This is a genomic window from Mesorhizobium sp. M7D.F.Ca.US.005.01.1.1 (assembly GCF_003952545.1).
Taxonomy (GTDB): domain Bacteria; phylum Pseudomonadota; class Alphaproteobacteria; order Rhizobiales; family Rhizobiaceae; genus Mesorhizobium; species Mesorhizobium loti.
Window position 1 is genome coordinate 2,501,588 of the sequence record NZ_CP034453.1, and the last position, 18,090, is coordinate 2,519,677.

General features: G+C 60.6%; 17 protein-coding genes and 1 pseudogene. 11 read left to right on the top strand and 7 right to left on the bottom strand.

Annotated features, from left to right (window positions below; all coding sequences use genetic code 11):
* Positions 1 to 24: 24 nt before the first annotated feature.
* Positions 25 to 221, top strand: a pseudogene (locus EJ076_RS12120) (DUF3363 domain-containing protein); the annotation flags it as partial.
* A gap of 17 nt (positions 222 to 238) precedes the next feature.
* Here EJ076_RS12120 and EJ076_RS12125 read toward each other — a convergent pair.
* Both EJ076_RS12125 and EJ076_RS12130 read right to left on the bottom strand, forming a co-directional pair.
* Positions 239 to 1,588 carry a HAMP domain-containing sensor histidine kinase gene (locus EJ076_RS12125; protein WP_126067988.1) on the bottom strand — a complete coding sequence of 450 codons (1,350 nt, stop codon included), beginning with the start codon at positions 1,586 to 1,588 and terminating at the stop codon, positions 239 to 241.
* Entirely contained in the window at positions 1,588 to 2,262 is a 675-nt protein-coding gene (locus tag EJ076_RS12130) for a response regulator transcription factor (protein WP_109670184.1), read from the bottom strand. Before EJ076_RS12130 ends, EJ076_RS12125 begins: the two co-directional genes overlap by 1 nt.
* 282 nt (positions 2,263 to 2,544) lie before the next feature.
* On the opposite strand from EJ076_RS12130, the gene EJ076_RS12135 reads away from it, so the two are divergent.
* Positions 2,545 to 3,123: a methyltransferase domain-containing protein gene (locus tag EJ076_RS12135; protein ID WP_126067989.1), complete on the top strand. Its 579-nt coding sequence runs from the start codon at positions 2,545 to 2,547 to the stop codon at positions 3,121 to 3,123.
* 37 nt (positions 3,124 to 3,160) lie between these two features.
* Entirely contained in the window at positions 3,161 to 3,784 is a 624-nt protein-coding gene (locus EJ076_RS12140) for a DedA family protein (RefSeq protein ID WP_245463083.1), read from the top strand.
* Between the two features lie 444 nt (positions 3,785 to 4,228).
* On the opposite strand, the gene EJ076_RS12150 is transcribed toward EJ076_RS12140, so the two are convergent.
* Positions 4,229 to 4,864, bottom strand: a complete 636-nt coding sequence (locus EJ076_RS12150; protein ID WP_126067992.1) for a GSU2403 family nucleotidyltransferase fold protein — start codon at positions 4,862 to 4,864, stop codon at positions 4,229 to 4,231.
* 187 nt (positions 4,865 to 5,051) lie between these two features.
* Between EJ076_RS12150 and EJ076_RS12155 the strand changes: the two genes are divergently transcribed.
* From EJ076_RS12155 to EJ076_RS12170, 4 genes are all read left to right on the top strand, one after another.
* Complete coding sequence (locus EJ076_RS12155) at positions 5,052 to 5,879, top strand: universal stress protein (protein WP_245463026.1); 828 nt, start codon at positions 5,052 to 5,054, stop codon at positions 5,877 to 5,879.
* 11 nt (positions 5,880 to 5,890) lie between these two features.
* On the top strand, positions 5,891 to 7,498 hold the full coding sequence (locus EJ076_RS12160; RefSeq protein ID WP_126067994.1) for an MBL fold metallo-hydrolase: 1,608 nt from the start codon (positions 5,891 to 5,893) through the stop codon (positions 7,496 to 7,498).
* 122 nt (positions 7,499 to 7,620) lie between these two features.
* Complete coding sequence (locus EJ076_RS12165) at positions 7,621 to 10,044, top strand: phosphoketolase family protein (RefSeq protein WP_126067995.1); 2,424 nt, start codon at positions 7,621 to 7,623, stop codon at positions 10,042 to 10,044.
* Positions 10,045 to 10,083: 39 nt separating this feature from the next.
* A complete protein-coding gene (locus EJ076_RS12170) occupies positions 10,084 to 11,292 on the top strand; it encodes an acetate/propionate family kinase (protein WP_126067996.1) in 1,209 nt (402 codons plus the stop codon).
* Here EJ076_RS12170 and EJ076_RS12175 read toward each other — a convergent pair.
* Positions 11,289 to 11,804: a GNAT family N-acetyltransferase gene (locus EJ076_RS12175; RefSeq protein WP_126071032.1), complete on the bottom strand. Its 516-nt coding sequence runs from the start codon at positions 11,802 to 11,804 to the stop codon at positions 11,289 to 11,291. The two genes, EJ076_RS12170 and EJ076_RS12175, sit on opposite strands and share 4 nt — an antisense overlap.
* 73 nt (positions 11,805 to 11,877) lie before the next feature.
* A complete protein-coding gene (locus EJ076_RS12180) occupies positions 11,878 to 12,525 on the bottom strand; it encodes a helix-turn-helix domain-containing protein (RefSeq protein ID WP_126067997.1) in 648 nt (215 codons plus the stop codon).
* 503 nt (positions 12,526 to 13,028) lie between these two features.
* On the opposite strand from EJ076_RS12180, the gene EJ076_RS12185 reads away from it, so the two are divergent.
* From EJ076_RS12185 to EJ076_RS12200, 4 genes are all read left to right on the top strand, one after another.
* The gene (locus tag EJ076_RS12185; RefSeq protein ID WP_126067998.1) at positions 13,029 to 13,277 is read left to right on the top strand and encodes an exopolysaccharide production repressor protein; all 249 of its coding nucleotides are present in this window, start codon (positions 13,029 to 13,031) and stop codon (positions 13,275 to 13,277) included.
* 86 nt (positions 13,278 to 13,363) lie between these two features.
* Positions 13,364 to 14,107, top strand: coding sequence for a metallophosphoesterase family protein (locus tag EJ076_RS12190; protein ID WP_126067999.1), 744 nt, complete (start codon positions 13,364 to 13,366; stop codon positions 14,105 to 14,107).
* 13 nt (positions 14,108 to 14,120) lie between these two features.
* On the top strand, positions 14,121 to 15,530 hold the full coding sequence (locus EJ076_RS12195; protein WP_126068000.1) for a bifunctional serine/threonine-protein kinase/universal stress protein: 1,410 nt from the start codon (positions 14,121 to 14,123) through the stop codon (positions 15,528 to 15,530).
* Between the two features lie 93 nt (positions 15,531 to 15,623).
* Positions 15,624 to 16,133, top strand: coding sequence for a hydrolase (locus EJ076_RS12200; RefSeq protein WP_126068001.1), 510 nt, complete (start codon positions 15,624 to 15,626; stop codon positions 16,131 to 16,133).
* Here the strand turns inward: EJ076_RS12200 and arcC are convergent.
* Together arcC and argF are read right to left on the bottom strand one after the other, a co-directional pair.
* Positions 16,130 to 17,071 (bottom strand): carbamate kinase, encoded by a 942-nt coding sequence (gene arcC / locus EJ076_RS12205; RefSeq protein WP_109672522.1) that lies wholly within the window; start codon positions 17,069 to 17,071, stop codon positions 16,130 to 16,132. The genes EJ076_RS12200 and arcC overlap by 4 nt on opposite strands.
* Before the next feature lies 1 nt (position 17,072).
* The gene (gene argF / locus EJ076_RS12210; protein WP_109672519.1) at positions 17,073 to 18,074 is read right to left on the bottom strand and encodes an ornithine carbamoyltransferase; all 1,002 of its coding nucleotides are present in this window, start codon (positions 18,072 to 18,074) and stop codon (positions 17,073 to 17,075) included.
* Positions 18,075 to 18,090: the final 16 nt, after the last annotated feature.

Consider the following 18,090-nt stretch of genomic DNA (forward strand, 5'->3'; position numbering starts at 1 on the left):
CGCCAACGGAGTGCCGTCCACACACGGCCCAATCTGATCGCCACGCATCAGGAGCGTGAGGTCGCCATCACGGGGCGACGCTGGCGGCGAAGAAGACTACGCCGTTCCGAGCCGCCACCGATGGCGAGACCGTTGCGGGCACTTTCACAGCGACCGTACAACTATCGGGCAGCAAGTTCGCCATCGTCGAGAAGTCCCACAAGTCACGCTTGTCCCCTGGGTGACCGGTCATAGACCGTCAGCTCGGCATCGCAAAGGACATTCGCAGACACGCGCCTTTGTCAGCTTCGACGACAGCAACCTGGCCACCGTGCAGGCGCATGATCTCCTGCACCAAGTTTAGCCCTAGTCCGGCACCGCGACCGTCAGGTGTCAAGCGGTTGAACGGTTCGAAGATCTGCCTCCGCTCATTGGTCGGAATGCCTCTACCTTCATCGCAAACTTCGACGAAGCCGGCTGCGTCGACACGAACCGTGATGGTTCCGTGGCGGCCACCATGGTCGATGGCGTTTTGCACCAGATTGGTCAGCGCCCTTTCGAGCGAGGTCTGGTCGCCTATGACGAGGATTTCGCCGCGTTCAGCTTCGAATGACATGTCGTAGCCTGCCGCCAGCGCCAGCGGGCCGAGGTCAAAGACCACCTGTTTGGCCATTCCGACAAGATTGACCGGCAGGAAGTGGTTCGATTTCTGATCAAGCCGCTGAAGATCGAGAAGCTGGCCGGCGAGGGTTGTCAGGCGTGCCGCGTCCTCTAGCAGGCTCGTCTTGTCGGATCCGGGAGGCAACGCCGCAACTCGAGCATTCAAGATGGCAATGGGCGTGCGCAGTTCGTGCGCGGCCTGCGCGAGAAAATGCTGATGGCGCGCATATCCCGCATCGAGGCGCTGGAGCGCATCGTTGACCGCGTTGACGAGAGGGCCGATTTCGACAGGCACATCATTCACCGGTAGCTGCACGCCGCGCTTGTCAAATTCGATGCGGGTCGCTTGCGCCACTGCCCGGCCCAGCCCCGCCAGCGCCCGGCGTACGACAAAAGGTGTTGCGACCAAGGTTGCCAGCGTCATGAGGGCGATCACCGGCAAGATGACAGACACAAATCCACCAGATACTCCCAAGGCAAGGCGACGGATGGACATCTGCCCTTGCGTGCCCGTCAAGATGTGAACTTTGCCAGCAGCAGTAGTGACCCACTTGATGACTGCATCAGGTTTTCCACCCATTCCGAGCTGCCCTAGCCGGGCGTCATTCAGCTTGTCGAGTATGCCGATGACGGGCGCATAGGTCGGCGGAATGTTGCCCTCCGACAAGCGATGCGCCTCGGCATCTCGGATCACGAACCATAACCCCGGCGCTTCCGACCGAAGACGAACAAGTGCGGAGGTCGGCTGAAGAGCCAACCCGCCGCTTGCGTCTCGCACAATCGCATCCGCGAGCACGTCGAGACTGCCTCCTTCGTAATCGTCGACGAGATAGCCGGTGCTCCAGAGGGCCCCGACGGTCAGCGCCACAAGTGCTGCAATCATTGCAGCCTGCAGCGCCACAATTCTGCTGACCAGCAGCCATTTCAGGGAACGAGGCTTCGACCGCATTACGCCGTCTCGCGCAGCAGATAGCCGACGCCACGTATGCCACTGATCACCACGCCCGCGTTGGCATCCGTGAGCTTGCGGCGAGCCCGCGAAATATGCGTATCGAGCGCATTCGACTGGATATCGTCATTGATGCCGAAAACGGCTTCCATCAGCGTCTCGCGCAGCACCATGCGTCCCATCCGCCGCATCAGGGCTTCAACAACGAGCAATTCCCGCCGCGGCATCCGCAGATGAACCCCGTCGACATGCGCCTCGCGATGCGTGAAGTCGAATGACATGCGACCTATGCTCACGATGTCGGCCTGCACATTGGCTGGGCGGCGCATGATGGCCCTAAGCCGAGCCAGCAGCTCCTCAAAGGCAAACGGTTTCCCAAGATAGTCGTCAGCACCACTGTCCAGGCCGGCAACCCGGTCGATCAGGTCACCCTTTGCCGTCAGCACCAGCACCGGCACTACATTGCCGTTTGCGCGCAGCGACTTGATCAGCGAAAGCCCGTCGCCATCCGGCAATCTGCGGTCCAGCACCACCACGTCGTAAATGTCATCGCAGAGCGCGGCGTCAGCCTCCGCCAGGCTTGCCACATCGTCGACAACCATGTCGTGGCGGACCAGCCCACTGCGCAGAACCCCGACCATGGCCTGCTCGTCTTCCACCAACAGCACGCGCATCCAATCAGCTCCGTCGTTCACGCGCATAGTTTAGCCGGGCACCAGCGCCGCTGCATTGCGAAAACCTTGCAGGCAAGCTTTTGCGAGAGATTTTTGGCTTATCCCGACGCCGCCCACCCCATCCTTCGAAGAATATTTGTGTGACAGGTTTTCTCAATCCGGGCGTGTGAGTTCTCGGCTCTTCACTGAATAGGACGAGATCAATGCCCTGCAATTTCGCCAGCCTCGCGGCTGAACGACGAGTCACCCCTTCTGTTCATGGTTCGATCCTGGAGGGCCAGCATGTCGATCGCTGATATCCCGCCATTCTTTCTTGCCTGGCTTCGCAATCCACGCAGCATCGCGGCTGTGGCCCCATCAGGCGCCCGGGTTGCGGCACTGATGACCCAGGACATCGGTTCCGCGACCGGACCCGTCATGGAGCTAGGACCTGGGACCGGCGCTTTCACCTATTCACTGCTCAAGCGCGGTGTGCGCGAGAGGGATCTTACGCTGGTCGAGTTCAGCGCTGATTTTGTCCAGCTCTTGAAATCGCGCTTCCCCCAGGCCCGCGTTCTCAAGATGGATGCCACACGGCTTGCCGACTTCAAGCTGTTTGACCGCGCCGCGGTTGGCGCTGTCGTCAGCGGGCTGGGCTTTCGTGCCATGCAGCCCGAGCAGGTTACCGCCATCTTGAGCGGAGCCTTCAAATATCTGAGACCCAACGGCGCGTTTTATCAGATCACCTATGGCCCACGCTGTCCGGTTCCCGATTCCGTTCTCGATCACCTGAGCCTCAATTCAGCGCATATCGGCCGAACTGTCTGGAACATACCGCCGGCGTCCGTCTACCGGATTTGCAGATCCGATGACTGCGCCTGAGCTCACCATGCACGTGCCGCACGCTGTCACCGTGCTGATGAGCTTCGGGCTTGCTGGTATCGGATGTCTCGCGATTGCCGAAAAGTTCGTCCCTCTCTTTCCTTCCTATATCTTGCTGATGCTGTTGGGATTGACCGTTCCGGATGGCGGGGCACTCCTGCTGACCATTGTAGTCACGACATCAGGGTCGGTGATTGGAGGGCTGTGCTGGTATGCGATCGGCTTTTCGCTTGGGCCGCAACGGGCGCGCGCGGCTGTGGCGCGTTATGGCAAATGCGTATTCCTGAAACTGTCATTCTATGACAGGCTGACCGACGCCTACCGCCGCAATCATTTCTGGGTGACGCTGGCGGGGCAGGTCGTTCCGGCGGTTCGAATTTATCTTGCCTTGCCGGCAGGCGCGTTGAAGCTTGAAACCAGAACTTTCCTGGCAGCGACCTCGCTTGGCTGCCTGCTGTGGAATACGCCATTTCTGTGTCTTGGCTATGCCTTGCGCAGCAGCGGCCACGATCTGGCGCGAGTTGGCTTCTGGGCCGCCTTCGCCATCGTCACGTTCGAAGGCATAATTGTGCTCGCCATCCGATTTCGAAAGTTCAGGAAAGGTCGCTCACATCTTCAAACCGCACGCCGTCACTCCAAAGGAAGTCTTTGGTCGAAATGATGAAGTGTCGAACCGAGTGACAACCGGCAAGTTGCTGCTCATCCCTTGAAAGCGAATACGGCTCTGGCGCGCTCCACAGATCGCCTGCTCATGGATGGGGTCGAACTCACTCCATCTAGTCTGGAAGTGCACGACGAACGATGCACGCGCGTCCTTGGAGCCAGAGAAAATCGGCAGTCACAGACAAGCGCTGAACGATGTCGACGCGAGTCATGCGAACAAATGATGGGCGTCGTCGAAAACGGACCGGGCAAGGCCCGAAGCTCGCTTGCTTCGTACGGAAGATGCTTGAGGTACTGGGTCGTGAGCCCGGCAACAGCTTGCGCCTGGGCCAAGTCGCGACGGCGCTTGATTGGCTCGCGATCAGCTCGTTTCGACACCCAGAATTTGTGCGCGGCAAAAATCCGGGGATCAGGAACGACGAGGCGTAATGGCCCACCTTTTTCATCGATCGCGATTGCTTCGAAAGCAGGGGTATTTTCCAGCCATGCCAAGCCGGCGATCTCGACGGCAACCAATTCGTCGTCGGCCTTCAACAGTTTGCCGACTCTGCTTCCACTCCGGGGTCGCAAGCGGTTTGATCAGATCGACGAGATATCCGTCGCGGTTCACCGCGCGGAACGTTGCGGATGAACGCTCGAAGGACCGATCGACCTTGCGCAAGAGGTTGATGAGCGCTCCGTCTTCGACGTTTGTGTCAGCCATGATTCTGAGGGACTGGCGCGCATCCATGAGGAGGCCAATGTCTTCCGTAGACGTGATGCCCGGATCCACGAACACTCCGGCCGTCGCCTCATAGGCGTAGATTGCATTGGTTCCCGCAATACGAATGCCTTCGCCGAGAAGACCGGCGTCATCGATTGCCCTGATAATTCTTGCAGCGATCAAGGGAACGCGTCCGAGCCTGAGCGCTCGATTGACAGCAGATTGGCGCTCCATCTGCTCCTGTCGCGCGGAGAGCGTCTCTTGGGCGGACGCGCGTGCCACTTCCCAATCCGCTTTGAGAGCTTCGCTCGCCGGCGAGCGGCGACCTTCCACCTTCTGGTGTTGTGAACAGCATGATTGCGTCCCCACAGCCATGGAGCTATCCGCATCACAGCGGCTGGGTAAAGGGCTCCCGCTGCTCCTAACCAAACGCCTAGCCACCCCTCAGGATGAAGACGCATTTGCGGTGGATCAAAGCTCGCCTCGTCCCTTGTGATTACAAATGTCGCGAAAGATGGCCGTTTGGCCTTTGCCGCAACGGAGGCGAAATCCGATGAAGCTGATGGCATCTCTGTCCTTGGCGACATTTCCAGACGCGAGCTCCTCGAAAATCGCAGCGAATGCAGTCGCAGTCGCCAAGAATATCGAAGCGACGCTGCATGCTGTTGCCGTCAATGTCGACATTCCCGACGTTTCGAACGCGCTCTCGAGCTATTTGCTCGATCTTCCAAACAAGATACGAGAGGTCGAGGCGACCAGCCGCAAATGCGGCAGCGTCCTGCTGGAGGCGATTACGAAAGAAGCAGCGCATGGCGGTGTGACCCTCACCACGCAGGAGTTGACCGCAGCACCGGCCCGGATGGGCGATGTTGCCGCAAACCACTCCCGCTATTTCGATGTCTGTCTGGTCGGCTGGGCGCCGGCCAACCAGACGGCGCGGATGATAGCCGAGGCGATACTGTTCGGCTCGGGTCGACCGACCCTGCTTATTCCTGACTCCACGGACGTCGGGGTCCTTGGACATGTCGTTATCGCCTGGGACGCCAGCCGAGTGGCCGCACGGGCTGTTGCCGACGCACACGCGTTTCTCGAACGGGCCTCCATGATCACCGTTGTGACCGTGACCGATGAAAAGCCACTTCCTGGACAGGACATCGGCGAACGCCTTGCGCAGGGATTGAGGACGCGTGGTCTGGTGGCCGAGGCCGCCTCGATCCAGGCAGGGGATCGGTCGATCGGAACAGCTCTCCAGGAACATGCTCTCAAGATCGGCGGCGACCTGCTTGTCATGGGCGGATATGGTCACTCCCGCGTCAGGGACTTCGTGCTTGGCGGTGCCACCGAAGACATTCTCGCGGATCTGCGTCTGCCTGTCCTGCTGTCGCATTAGGTTGTGGCGATATGAGAGGCAATCGCGACACGGATCCTGTTCTGCGCTTCCACGGCGCGGCTCATGGTGTCACCGGCTCTTGCTATGAGATCGAAACGCCGCGCGGGCGGATTCTCGTCGACTGCGGCCTGTTTCAGGGGTCGAAGTCGGAAAGGGAACTGAACTATGGTGCGTTCCCGTTTCCACCGGACGCGATTGACGCCGTCATTCTAACGCATGCACATATCGACCACAGCGGCCTTTTGCCGAAACTGGTCAAGCAGGGATTTGCCGGCCCGATCCACACCACTCGCGCCACCATCGATCTTTGCTCGGTCATGCTGCCGGATTCGGCTCATATTCAGGAAATGGAGGTCGAGCACCTGAACCGCCGTAACGCGCAGCGCGGTCGGCCGCCGGTCGAGCCGATCTACAGCCTGCGGGATGCGGCCGCTTGCATGACCTTGTTCCGGGCTCTGGAATACGGCGAATGGGCCACCGTCACCGAAGGCCTTCGCGCCCGCTTCTGGAATGCCGGCCATCTGCTTGGTTCGGCATCGGTCGAACTCGAGATCGACCGGCAGGATGCGCCCCTGCGCCTCATATTCTCGGGCGACATAGGCCCCGGCCACAAGCTGCTTCAGACCGATCCAGAGGGGCCGTCGGGCGTCGATTATCTGATCTGTGAATCGACCTATGGCGACCGAGAGCGACCTGACGTCTCGCCGGAGCAGCGGCGATCCCAGCTCGGCGACATCGTTCGTGGCGCCGCCGAGGCCGGTGGCCCCCTCATTATTCCGTCTTTCGCGGTCGAGAGGACGCAAGAACTGCTGGTCGATCTGTATTTGCTCATGAAAGCGGGGGAGGTGCCGTCAGCCCCGGTCTTCGTCGACTCGCCGCTGGCAACACGCGCCAGTGCGATTTTTGAGCGCCATGCCAACGAGATCGAACAGGGTGACGTGCTGCGCCTGGCCCTCAACTCGAAGGAGCTGCGCTTCACAGAGACGGTGGAACAGAGCAAGGCGATCAATCGCCTGACCGGCTTCTTCGTGGTGATCGCCGCCAGCGGCATGTGCGATGCGGGGCGAATCCGCCATCATCTCAAGGCCAATCTCTGGCGCAGGAGCGCCACGGTGATGATGGCCGGATACCAGGCCCAAGGGTCGCTCGGGAGGATACTGCTCGACGGCGCTGAGCGTGTGCGCATCCAGGGTGAGGAAGTCGAGGTCAAAGCACGCATCACCCTGTTCGACCTCTATTCCGGCCACGCCGACGCCAGCGAACTGGTTGCCTGGCTCAAAGCCCGAACTCCGGTGACGCAGCAGGTGTTCCTGACGCATGGAGAGGAGGCTGGACTCGGCGGCCTGCGTGGAAGGCTTGCAGGACTGATACCCGACGACAAGATCATCATCCCGAGGCTAGACGATGCTTTCCAATTGACCCCCGGTCGGAGTTTGCCGGTCGAGGTTAACGAGCCCCGCCGTCTGACGCCGGGAAAGATTGCCCGCCTCGACTGGCACAACGACCTTTCAAGGCTTCTCCTGGACGTAAACGAGGCGGTCACCGCTGCGGCCGACGAGAGGGGTCGCGCAGCGGTGATTAGGCGCATGCGCAGGGCGCTCGAGGACAACGACGCATAGAGGCCGTGAAGCGATGAACTGAAAGCGCGCGAACGCGTTGGTGTCCATTCGCTGCAGATCAAAGAACACAGGCCCGTGTCGCAGTCCGGCGACAGGGCGCCAACAGGCGATGGGAGCCAGACATGACAGAGCATACGACAATACCAGCTTCCCGTGGCCTTCTGTCCGATCGCGAGTTGCACGATATCGATGCCTATTGGCGTGCTGCCAACTATCTGACGATCGGCCAGATTTACCTGCTCGACAATCCGCTGCTGCGCGAACCGTTGCGGTTGGAGCACGTCAAGCCGCGCCTGCTCGGCCACTGGGGAACGTCGCCGGGCTTGAGTTTTATCTATGCACACCTCAATCGCGCAATCCGGCTCAGGGAAGCAAATGTGATCTATGTCTGCGGCCCAGGCCATGGCGGCCCGGCAATGGTGGCGAATACCTATCTGGAAGGCACCTACAGCGAATTCAATCCGGACATTGCGATGGACGAGCAGGGGATGCGCAAGCTGTTCCGGCAGTTTTCGTTTCCCGGCGGTATCCCGAGCCATGCAGCACCGGATGTGCCCGGCTCGATTCATGAGGGCGGAGAGTTGGGCTATTCACTTTCGCATGCCTATGGCGCCGCCTTCGACAATCCCGACCTTGTCGTCGCCTGTGTCGTCGGTGACGGCGAGGCTGAAACGGGGCCACTGGCAGCCGCGTGGCATTCCAACAAATTCCTCAACCCGGCGCGCGACGGGGCGGTGCTGCCGATCCTGCATCTGAACGGCTACAAGATCGCCAATCCGACCATTCTGGCCCGCATTCCCGAAGACGAATTGCGCGCGCTGTTTGCCGGCTATGGCTATGAGCCGCTGTTCGTGGAGGGCCACGAGCCTGTGCTGATGCATGAGCGAATGGCGAGCGTGCTCGACGATGCATTTGATAGGATCCAGGCTATCCAGCATGCCGCCCGCAACGGAGCTGCGGCGACCGCGTCACGACCAAAATGGCCAATGATCGTGCTGCGCAGCCCCAAGGGCTGGACGGGACCGAAAGAGGTCGACGGTCTGAAGACCGAGGGCTTCTGGCGCTCGCACCAGGTACCCTTGTCTGGCCTTGCGGAAAACCCGGCCCATCTCAAGCTGCTCGAGGAGTGGCTGAAAAGCTACCGGCCCGAGGAACTGTTCGACGCCGCCGGCGCTCCTGTCGCTGCGATCCGCGCCACGGCACCCCAGGCGACGAGACGTATGGGCGCCAACCCGCATGCCAATGGCGGCCTGCTGCGAAGGTCTCTGGATCTGCCGGCGTTGCATGACCACGCCATTGCGCTTGAGCGCCCTGGCGCCATCAAGGCTGAGTCGACGCGGGTCATGGGTAGTTTCCTGCGTGACGTCATGAAGTTGAACGAGGCCTCAAAGAACTTCCGGATCGTCGGCCCGGACGAGACCGCCTCGAACCGGCTTCAAGACGTGTTCGAGGTCACGGAACGTGCCTGGATGGAAAAGATTCTGCCCGAAGACGTCCATCTCGGCCGCGACGGCCGGGTTCTCGAAATCCTCTCTGAGCACACCTGCCAGGGTTGGCTGGAAGGCTATCTGCTCACCGGGCGCCATGGCCTGTTTTCTTGCTACGAGGCGTTTATCCACATCGTCGATTCCATGTTCAATCAGCACGCGAAATGGCTGGATGCCTGCCGCGATATCCCGTGGCGGCGGCCGATCGCATCGCTGAATTATCTGTTGTCCAGCCATGTCTGGCATCAGGAACACAACGGCTTTAGCCATCAGGACCCCGGCTTCATTGACGTCGCCCTCAACAAGAAGGCCGATATTGTGCGGGTCTACCTGCCACCGGACGCCAACACCTTGTTGTGCGTGACCGACCATGTGCTGCAGACCTGGAACCGCATCAACGTCATCGTCGCCGGCAAGCCGCCGTCTTGGCAGTGGCTGTCGATGGATAGGGCAATCATTCACTGCAGGGCAGGGGTCGGCATCTGGGACTGGGCGTCAACTGACGATGGGGCAGAGCCCGACGTCGTGATGGCTTGCGCTGGCGACGTCCCGACCCTAGAAACGCTGGCCGCGGTGCAGATCCTCAGGCAACAGGTTCCCGATCTCAGGATCAGGGTGGTCAATGTCGTTGACCTGATGACTCTTCAGCCAAAGGAATACCATCCGCACGGTCTGTCGGATCGCGATTTCGACGCGCTGTTCACTACCGACAAGCCGGTCATCTTTGCCTATCACGGCTATCCCTGGACCATCCATCGCCTGACTTATCGGCGCACCAACCACGACAACATCCATGTGCGTGGCTATAACGAAGAAGGGACGACGACGACGCCTTTCGACATGACGGTCCTGAATGGCCTCGACCGCTTTCATATCGTCCAAAGCGCCCTCGACTGGGTGCCGCGACTGAAGAGCGTGCGGGTCGGCCTGAAGCAGGCGATGGACAGCAAGCTGCTTGAACATCGAGCCTATATTCGCGCCCATGGGCAGGATATGCCCGAGATCCTTGACTGGAAGTGGGGACAGGATGCTGATGCGGCGCTGAAGCGTCCAGATTGACCTCAAGCACATAGGGACGGAAACATATCGGATGGTTTCATGACCGATGCGATCCTTGTCCTGAACGGCGGTTCTTCGAGCCTGAAGTTCGCCGTCTTCGAAGGGCGTGACCAACTTCCGGTACTGCTGCGCGGCAATGTCTCCTCCCTCGGTCAACAACCGCGGCTGCGTGTCGAGGCCGCGGCCAGCGTGTCCAAGATCGATAGGAGCCTGGGCGAAGCACGGATCGATATGGACAAGGCGTTCGCGGCGGTTGCATCCGTGCTCGCCGATAACGATCTCCTGCGTCGCATCGACAGGGTAGGGCACAGGATCGTTCACGGCGGGCGTGACTTCACCGAAGCAACGCGGCTCGACGAACGCACGCTAAAAGCGCTGCGCTTGCTTGAGCCGATGGCGCCCATCCACCAACGAATCAATCTCGAGCTTGTCGCGCTGGCCACAAAGCTCTTGCCGCAGGCCCTCCAGATAGGGTGCTTCGACACGGCGTTTCATTCAGCCCGGCCGGAGCTCGCCAAAATCTACGGGCTACCGCGCGCAATGTCCGAGGCGGGCATCGTGTCCTACGGCTTTCATGGGCTGTCTTACAGCCATATCGCTGCAAAGCTGCATGATCGTTACGGCACCCGCGCGGGTGGCCGCACGATCGTCGCCCATCTCGGCAGCGGCGCCAGCCTGTGCGCCATGGACGCTGGACGGAGCATCGCCACGACGATGGGATTTTCGACCCTGGACGGCCTGCTGATGAGCACGCGTTGCGGCGCGCTGGACCCGGGGGTGATCCTCCACTTGCTGCAGGAACGGCGGCTGTCTGGGGACGAACTGGTCACGATTCTCTACGAGCAATCAGGCCTGCTCGGTGTGTCCGGAATATCTGGTGATATGCGGACGCTGATCGGCTCGGACGATCTTGCCGCCGCACAGGCTGTCGATCTCTTCGTCTATCGGATCGGACGCGAGATAGGATCGTTGGCCGCTGCCATGGGAGGGCTGGACACGCTGGTGTTCACTGCCGGCATCGGCGAAAACGCGCCCTTGGTCCGGGAAAGGATCAGCGCCGCCGCGGCCTGGCTTGGGGTCGGCCTCGACGAGGAGCGAAACCGAGGAGGCGAGGAGGTGGTCAGCGCTGCGAATTCCCGCGTCGATGTGCTTGTCATTCCAGCGGATGAAGAACGCGCCGTGGCCACGGAGATTTTCATCTTCCGATCTGCAGCGCCCGCAACGACCCGGGAGGGGCCGCGAAGCTAACCGGCTGATCGCGATCCCAGTTCCCGCCGAACCAGGACAAGCGTCGCATCGTCGGGATCGGGCGTGACGGTGAAACCCATGTCGCGCTCGACCTCGATCGCAGCACGGTTTTCACGGCTCTCGATCGACTCGATCGCTTTGAGGCCGAGTTCTTCGGCATATTTCGCGATATAGGCGAGCAGCTCCCAGCCAACGCCCAGATGCTTGCGGTCCGCACGAATGCATATCGCAACCTCGCCGTTTCGATCGACCGGATCGCTCGCCAGCGTCGCAACCGCGATCAGCATCCCGTCGGTCGAGAATGCTAGAAAATTATGGATATGGGCGTCATCTGAACGCGTCATCGCCACCAGCCGTTCATGCGAGACTTCCTTCACAGCGCCGAGAAAGCGGAAGCGCAGGTCTTCCGGAGTCACATGGGTGAAGAACTCGGCCAGCGTCGGCTCATCTTCAGCGCGCGCGCGGCGCACGTCGAAGCGAAAGCCGGTGTGGGTGGTAAGTGTATTGTCCATCGTCATCTGGTCCTTGAACTGAGGCCGGTTCTGCGGCGTCATTGTCGTCTCTCTTTTTCGTAGGCAGGCACCCTCATTCGCCCATGGTCTGCAACACATCCTGCTTGACGATTTCGATGCTGCGCAGGTTGAGCAGGCGGATGACGCCCTTGTCCTTCAGCCGGGTGAAGACCCGCGACACGGTCTCGATGGTCAGGCCGAGATAGTCGCCGATGTCCATACGCGACATTGGCAACTCAACCTGCCGCAAGCCGCCCTGCCGCTCCGCCATGTCAACCAGGAAAGCGGCGACGCGTTCGATGGCGTTCTGGCGGCCGAGAACCAGCAGATGCTCCTGCGCGCGGGTCAAACCCTTCAGCGCCAAGGGCAATAGTTGGCGGGACATGTCCGCCCCGGTAGTGAGCCGCAAAACGCGGACAGCTGTGGCGTTGATTGCCTCTGCGAAGAAATGATGTGTTGCGTCTGCCTCGAACCCGAATGTCTCTCCGGCGAGGTGAAAGGCGCTGATCTGCCGGCGGCCGTCGGCAAGCAGGCGGTAGATGCGCACGGCACCGAACTCGACCTGATAGAAGGCCCCAGCCTTCTCGCCCTGGGCATAGATTTCCGCGCCGGCGGGAAAAAAGCTCACCGGCTGCAGCGGCGCCGGGTCGAACGCATCCGGCAGGCTTGGTTGCACAGAATGCGACAGCAGTGAGATTCTGGAACTCGTGGGGGCGTGCATGGCTGTTTTCCCGGTTGATCCGTGACACAGCAATCGCGCGAATCCGGGGGCCGCGAAATTCGGTTATATCCCTACGGGAAACTACCTACTTAAACACGGAGCGGATTCGCAGCCGCCAAGTGCGGCTACGGCCTTCAACGAGCGATTACGCTGGCCTTGGACCGAATAGACGCCTAGCGTCGCGGTTGCGTCTCCCCAAAGGAGGGATACGGTTATGCAGGATCCCTACCGCGAATACATACATCACGAAAACATCAAGCATTTCAGGCACAAGCTCATATCCGAAACAGACCCGGACCGTCGTGCAACGCTTAAAAATCTGTTGGCCGAGGAATTGGCCAGATTTGCAACAATCAAAAAGAAACCAGTTGACTGACGCCCGGCCTGATTGATCCACGTCAAGCCACAAGCCAATCCGGATGCCTATGATCCCCTTAGCTTTTGCATAGCAATGGGGAGCCGTTTCGAACTTATATCAGGTCCGGGGCGGTTGATGCGCAACAATGTATCTTCCGCAGTTTGTGGTGGGAATGTTTGTCACCTCGGCCATCGTTGCGGTGTGGACCTACGCGGTAACGGGCTCGGTCTGGACAGCACTGGGCTGGGCGATTATCGACTTGGTCGTTCTGCAGGTCGGATACTTCGTCTTTGTCATACGCTTGGTTTACAAAGGCGCGACGGCAGACGCTGAGCCAGACTCGGCATCACTCAGCCATGTTTCGCCACCCCAAAGAGACGGCAAATTGCTTTAGCCGTCCCCAATGATCGCGACGCAGCCGTATCAATCACCCGTGGCACGCGCCTTGCCATGTTTTGCCAATCTCTGGGACAAGGTTGAATGCGCATTGCAATCCTGTCTGACATCCATGCCAATCGCGAGGCGTTCGACGCGGTCATGGAAGCTGTCCACGAACGCGGTAGTCCAGACGAGTTGGTATTGCTCGGTGATCTGGTCGGCTACGGTCCTGATCCCATCTATGTGATCGAGAAGGCCGCCCATCTGATGGCTGATGGCGCGCTTTGCATCATGGGCAACCACGACGAAGCAGTGGCGCTGAATCTAAGCAACATGACGGAGAACGCGCGGTTCGCAGTCCAGTGGACTCGCGAACGCATCGCTCCGGCACATCTTGATTTCCTGGCGCGACTGCCGCTCTCACTGCAATCCGAGGACCGTCGGTATGTGCACGCAAGCGCCGAGCGGCCGGGAAAATGGCCCTATATACGCGACGTGGATGCGGCGGAGCGCTGCCTCTCGGCAAGCGACGCCCGCTTCGTTTTCTGCGGCCACACCCACATTCCCGCCATCTACTACGCGCTGCCCGGTCGCCGGCCAACGCATTTTCAGCCGCATGACAATGTGGCGGCGCCGTTGTCCGAGATCAGGCGTCACCTGGTAGTCGCCGGCGCGGTAGGCCAACCGCGCGACGGCAACCCGGCGGCGTGCTTTGTTCTTGTCGACACGCAGCGACACGAGGTCACGATGGTTCGTGTTCCCTATGATTACGAAGAAACAGCCAGCAAGATTCAAGCCGCCGGCCTGCCTGGATGGCTTGGCATGCGTCTGAAGATCGGCCGCTAAGGAGACGTATTCGATGCAACGGTTTGAGGCAGGGGCGGTCATCGATGGTTTCGAGCTGGTCGAAAAGCTGCCCTCCGGCGGCATGGCCTCGCTCTGGCGGGCGACCAACCCCCGGTACGATTTCCCGCTTGTGCTGAAGATCCCGTTTCTCGACCCGGGCGGGGATGTTTCCGTCATCCTCGGTTTCGAGGCGGAGGAGCTGATCCTGAAACGCCTGTCGGGACCGTATGTGCCGCGTTTTGCGTCATCCGGCAGTCTGGCGCAGGTTCCCTATATTGCCATGGAGTTCGTGGCCGGCACCGGCCTGGCGGATCTCGTAGGCAACACGCCGCTGCCCGTGGACGAGGCGGCAAGGATCGGCACCGATATCGCAACGGCACTCGCCGCCCTGCACCGGCAGAAGGTCGTCCATCTCGATCTCAAGCCCGAGAATATCATTCTCGCCGAGCGCGGCGCGGTGCTCCTCGACTTCGGGCTCGCCCGGCATGCAGAGCTTCCCGATCTTCTCGGCGCGGAAAGCTCGGTGCCGATGGGTACCGCCGCCTATATTTCGCCGGAACAGGTGCTCGGAGAGCGATCCGATCCTGCAAGTGACCTGTTTGCATTAGGTTGCATCCTCTATCAGTTGGCTACGGGCGAGGAGCCGTTCGGGCGGCCGGCGACTTTCGCGGGGATGAAGCGCAGGCTCTATCATACCCCCAGGCTGCCGCGCGATATCAACGACGCCATTCCGCGGTGGTTTGAAGCCATCATTCTGCGATGCATGGAGGTGGACAGGTCTCGACGATATGTCGAGGCGGCGCACGTTCTGTCCGACCTGAGGAATCCCGACCAGGTCGTGGTTGTCAGGCGTAAGCCCCAGGACGAGGGGGTGTGGGCCGCAATCAAGAAGCTGTTTCGCAAGACGGATGACAGATCGCTTGTCGGCAAGCCGACCTTGTCGAGAACGCAGGCCGGACCGTCAATTGTTCTTGCCGCAGTCGATCTGGCCAATGGTAGTGATGCGCTGGCAGGCGAGGTTCTCAACGAGACCGCCCGCGTGCTTGCGTCGCGCGAGGATTCCTGGCTGGCCTGCGTGACGGTCCTGAAGACGGAAATCATCGGCGAGACGCCGGCGACCGACGAAACAGGGCGCTCAGTCTACTTGAAGCGGCTCGTCGCGCTCAAGGATTGGGCCTATCCACTGCATCTGCCGGAAGACCGCGTCAGTTATCATGTGCTTGAAGCGGTCAGCCCCGCCGATGCGATCCTCAATTACGCGGAGCACAATGACGCCGGGCACATCGTCGTTGGAGCGCGGGCGTCCTCGGCAATCCGCCGCCATCTCGGCAGTGTCTCGACCAAGGTCGTGGCACAAGCCCTTTGCTCGGTTTCAGTGGTCCGATTGAAGGCAGTCGAGGAACAAGGGCCGCGGCCGCTTTGATGCGCTTCGATCGGGATTCAGGGCCGTCTTGACAAGGATCAATGATGGGTAGGCCCATTGTCCGTCAGATGGCTGCTCAAATGGGGAACAGCCATGAAGACGAATGAAACGCCTCGATACGACGCGAGTGTCAACGCAACCGGTTGCTGCCCCGAATTCAATCCCGAGGGTTGGGACAGCCAGGAACTGCACTTCAAGGACAAGCGGTTCGTCAAGGCCATAACCCACAGCGTCATGCACATCCCGATGAACATGGGCAGCGTATTCGCGCGCGTTAATAGGCACATGGAAGACGCCGGCGCTTCCGATCTCGATCAGTTTATCGTGCTCAGTAAGGATGTCTCGCCCTGGACCAGCGAACATCTGTTTGCGGTCTCGAAACCTGTCGCCAACGAGGAGATGACCACGCTGAGCGGCGACTATGTGACCAAATTGTTCGAAGGGCCGTACAGCCAGGCGAGGACCTGGGATGAGGAAATGCGGCAGATTGCGCGCGATCGAAACACAGAGCCGGGTGATGTGTATTTCTTCTACACGACATGCCCGAAATGCGCGAAAGCCTATGGCAAGAACTATGTCATCGGTGTCGTGGCAGCAGCCTAGGGCCTCGCAGGCTCGATGGGCGAGGGCAGGGCGCTGGCTTCGAACCAGGTGCCGAGCTCCCCTCTGACAATTTCGACGGCATCGTCGAGCTTGCCGATTGCAGCAGGCTTGCCTGTCGCTTCAATGAATTCGATTGCAGCGCTGACCTTCGGTCCCATGGAGCCGGCCGGAAAAGTCCTGCCCGATAGCTCCTTGGGGCTCACGCGCCGGAGCGCCCGAGCGGCCGCTGTTCCGTAGTCGACATAGACGGCGTCGACATCCGTCAGCATAAGCAGCATGTCTGCCTTCAACTTGCGAGCGAGAAGCGAGCTTGCCAGATCCTTGTCGATAACTGCTTCCACACCGCAAAGACTGCCGTCGTCACGGGTTATTACTGGAACCCCGCCGCCACCGGTGCAGATCACGATCACGCCGCGTTGGACGAGGAATGAAATCACCGACGCTTCCAGAATCTCCAGCGGTCGTGGCGAGGGTACGACGCGACGCCATTTATCGCCATCAGGCGCGACTTGCCAGCCGCGCTCGGTGGCAAGCTTGCGTGCGGTTGCCTCATCGTAGACCGGGCCGATCGGCTTCGTTGGGTGAGCGAAGGCCGGATCGTGCGGGTCCACAGTCACCTGCGTCAGCAGGGTTGCGAACAGCCTCTGCTTGAGGAGGTTGCCGAGCTCCTGCTCGATCACATATCCGATCATGCCGGCGCTCTCGGCCCCGAGCACGTCGAGTGGGAACGCCCCGTCGCCCGGGCTGGCAGCGGCCTGGAGTGCGAGCAGGCCCACTTGCGGGCCGTTGCCGTGCGTGACTACAACCGAGTGTCCTTCGCCGATGAGTTCGGCGAGCACGGATGCGGCGCGTTTGATGTTGGCGCGCTGGTTCTCCGCCGTCATCGGTTCGCCACGGCGTAGCAGTGCGTTTCCGCCCAACGCGATGACGATAAGCATCTCAGTTGCCGATCGTGGCGACGAGAAGGGCCTTGATCGTGTGCATCCGGTTTTCGGCCTGGTCGAAGACGATCGACGCAGCCGACTCGAACACCTCGTCCGTGACCTCCATGCAGTCGATGCCGTATTCCTTCGCAACGAAGGCGCCGATCTCTGTATCGGTGTTGTGGAATGCCGGCAGGCAATGCATGAATTTGACGTGGGGGTTGCCGGCCGCGGCCATCACCTCGCTGGTGACGCGGTATGGCGTCAAAAGACGAATACGCTCGGACCAGCCTGATTTGTCCTCGCCCATCGACATCCACACGTCTGTGTAAACAAAGTCGGCGTCCTGGACACAGGCCGTCACGTCTTCGTCGAGCCGGAAACGGCCACCGCTGCGTTCCGCCAGGTCCCGGACATGGGCGCAGAATTCCTCATCCGGCCAAAGCTCCTTCGGCGAGGCAATGCGCATATCGATGCCGACCTTGGCTGCTCCCAGCGCCAATGACTGTGCGACGTTGTCACGACCCTCACCGACGAAGGTGACGGTCACATCCGAAAGATGTTTATGCGTGAATTCACGCATCGTCATGAAGTCGGCGAGGATCTGGGTTGGGTGCGCCTCGTCGGTGAGACCGTTATAGACGGGCACGCCGGCATGCGTGGCAAGCAGTTCGGCCTGGTGCTGGCCAAAGCCGCGATACTCGATGGCGTCGTACATGCGGCCGAGCACGCGGGCTGTGTCCTTCATGGACTCCTTGTGGCCGATATGGCTGCCGGTGGGACCGAAATAGGTGACGTGGGCGCCCTGGTCATAGGCCGCCACCTCGAACCCGGTCCGGGTGCGGGTCGAATCCTTCTCAAAGATCAGCGCGATGTTCTTTCTGACGAGACGCGGTATCTCGTGACCGGCGAGCTTGGCTGCCTTGAGATCGGCGGCCAGCTTGAGAAGAAAGCGAATCTCGTCGGCCGTGAGATCGTCCAGGGTCAGGACGGAGCGGCCATGAAGATTGATCGACATAGGGATTCCTTTCGGA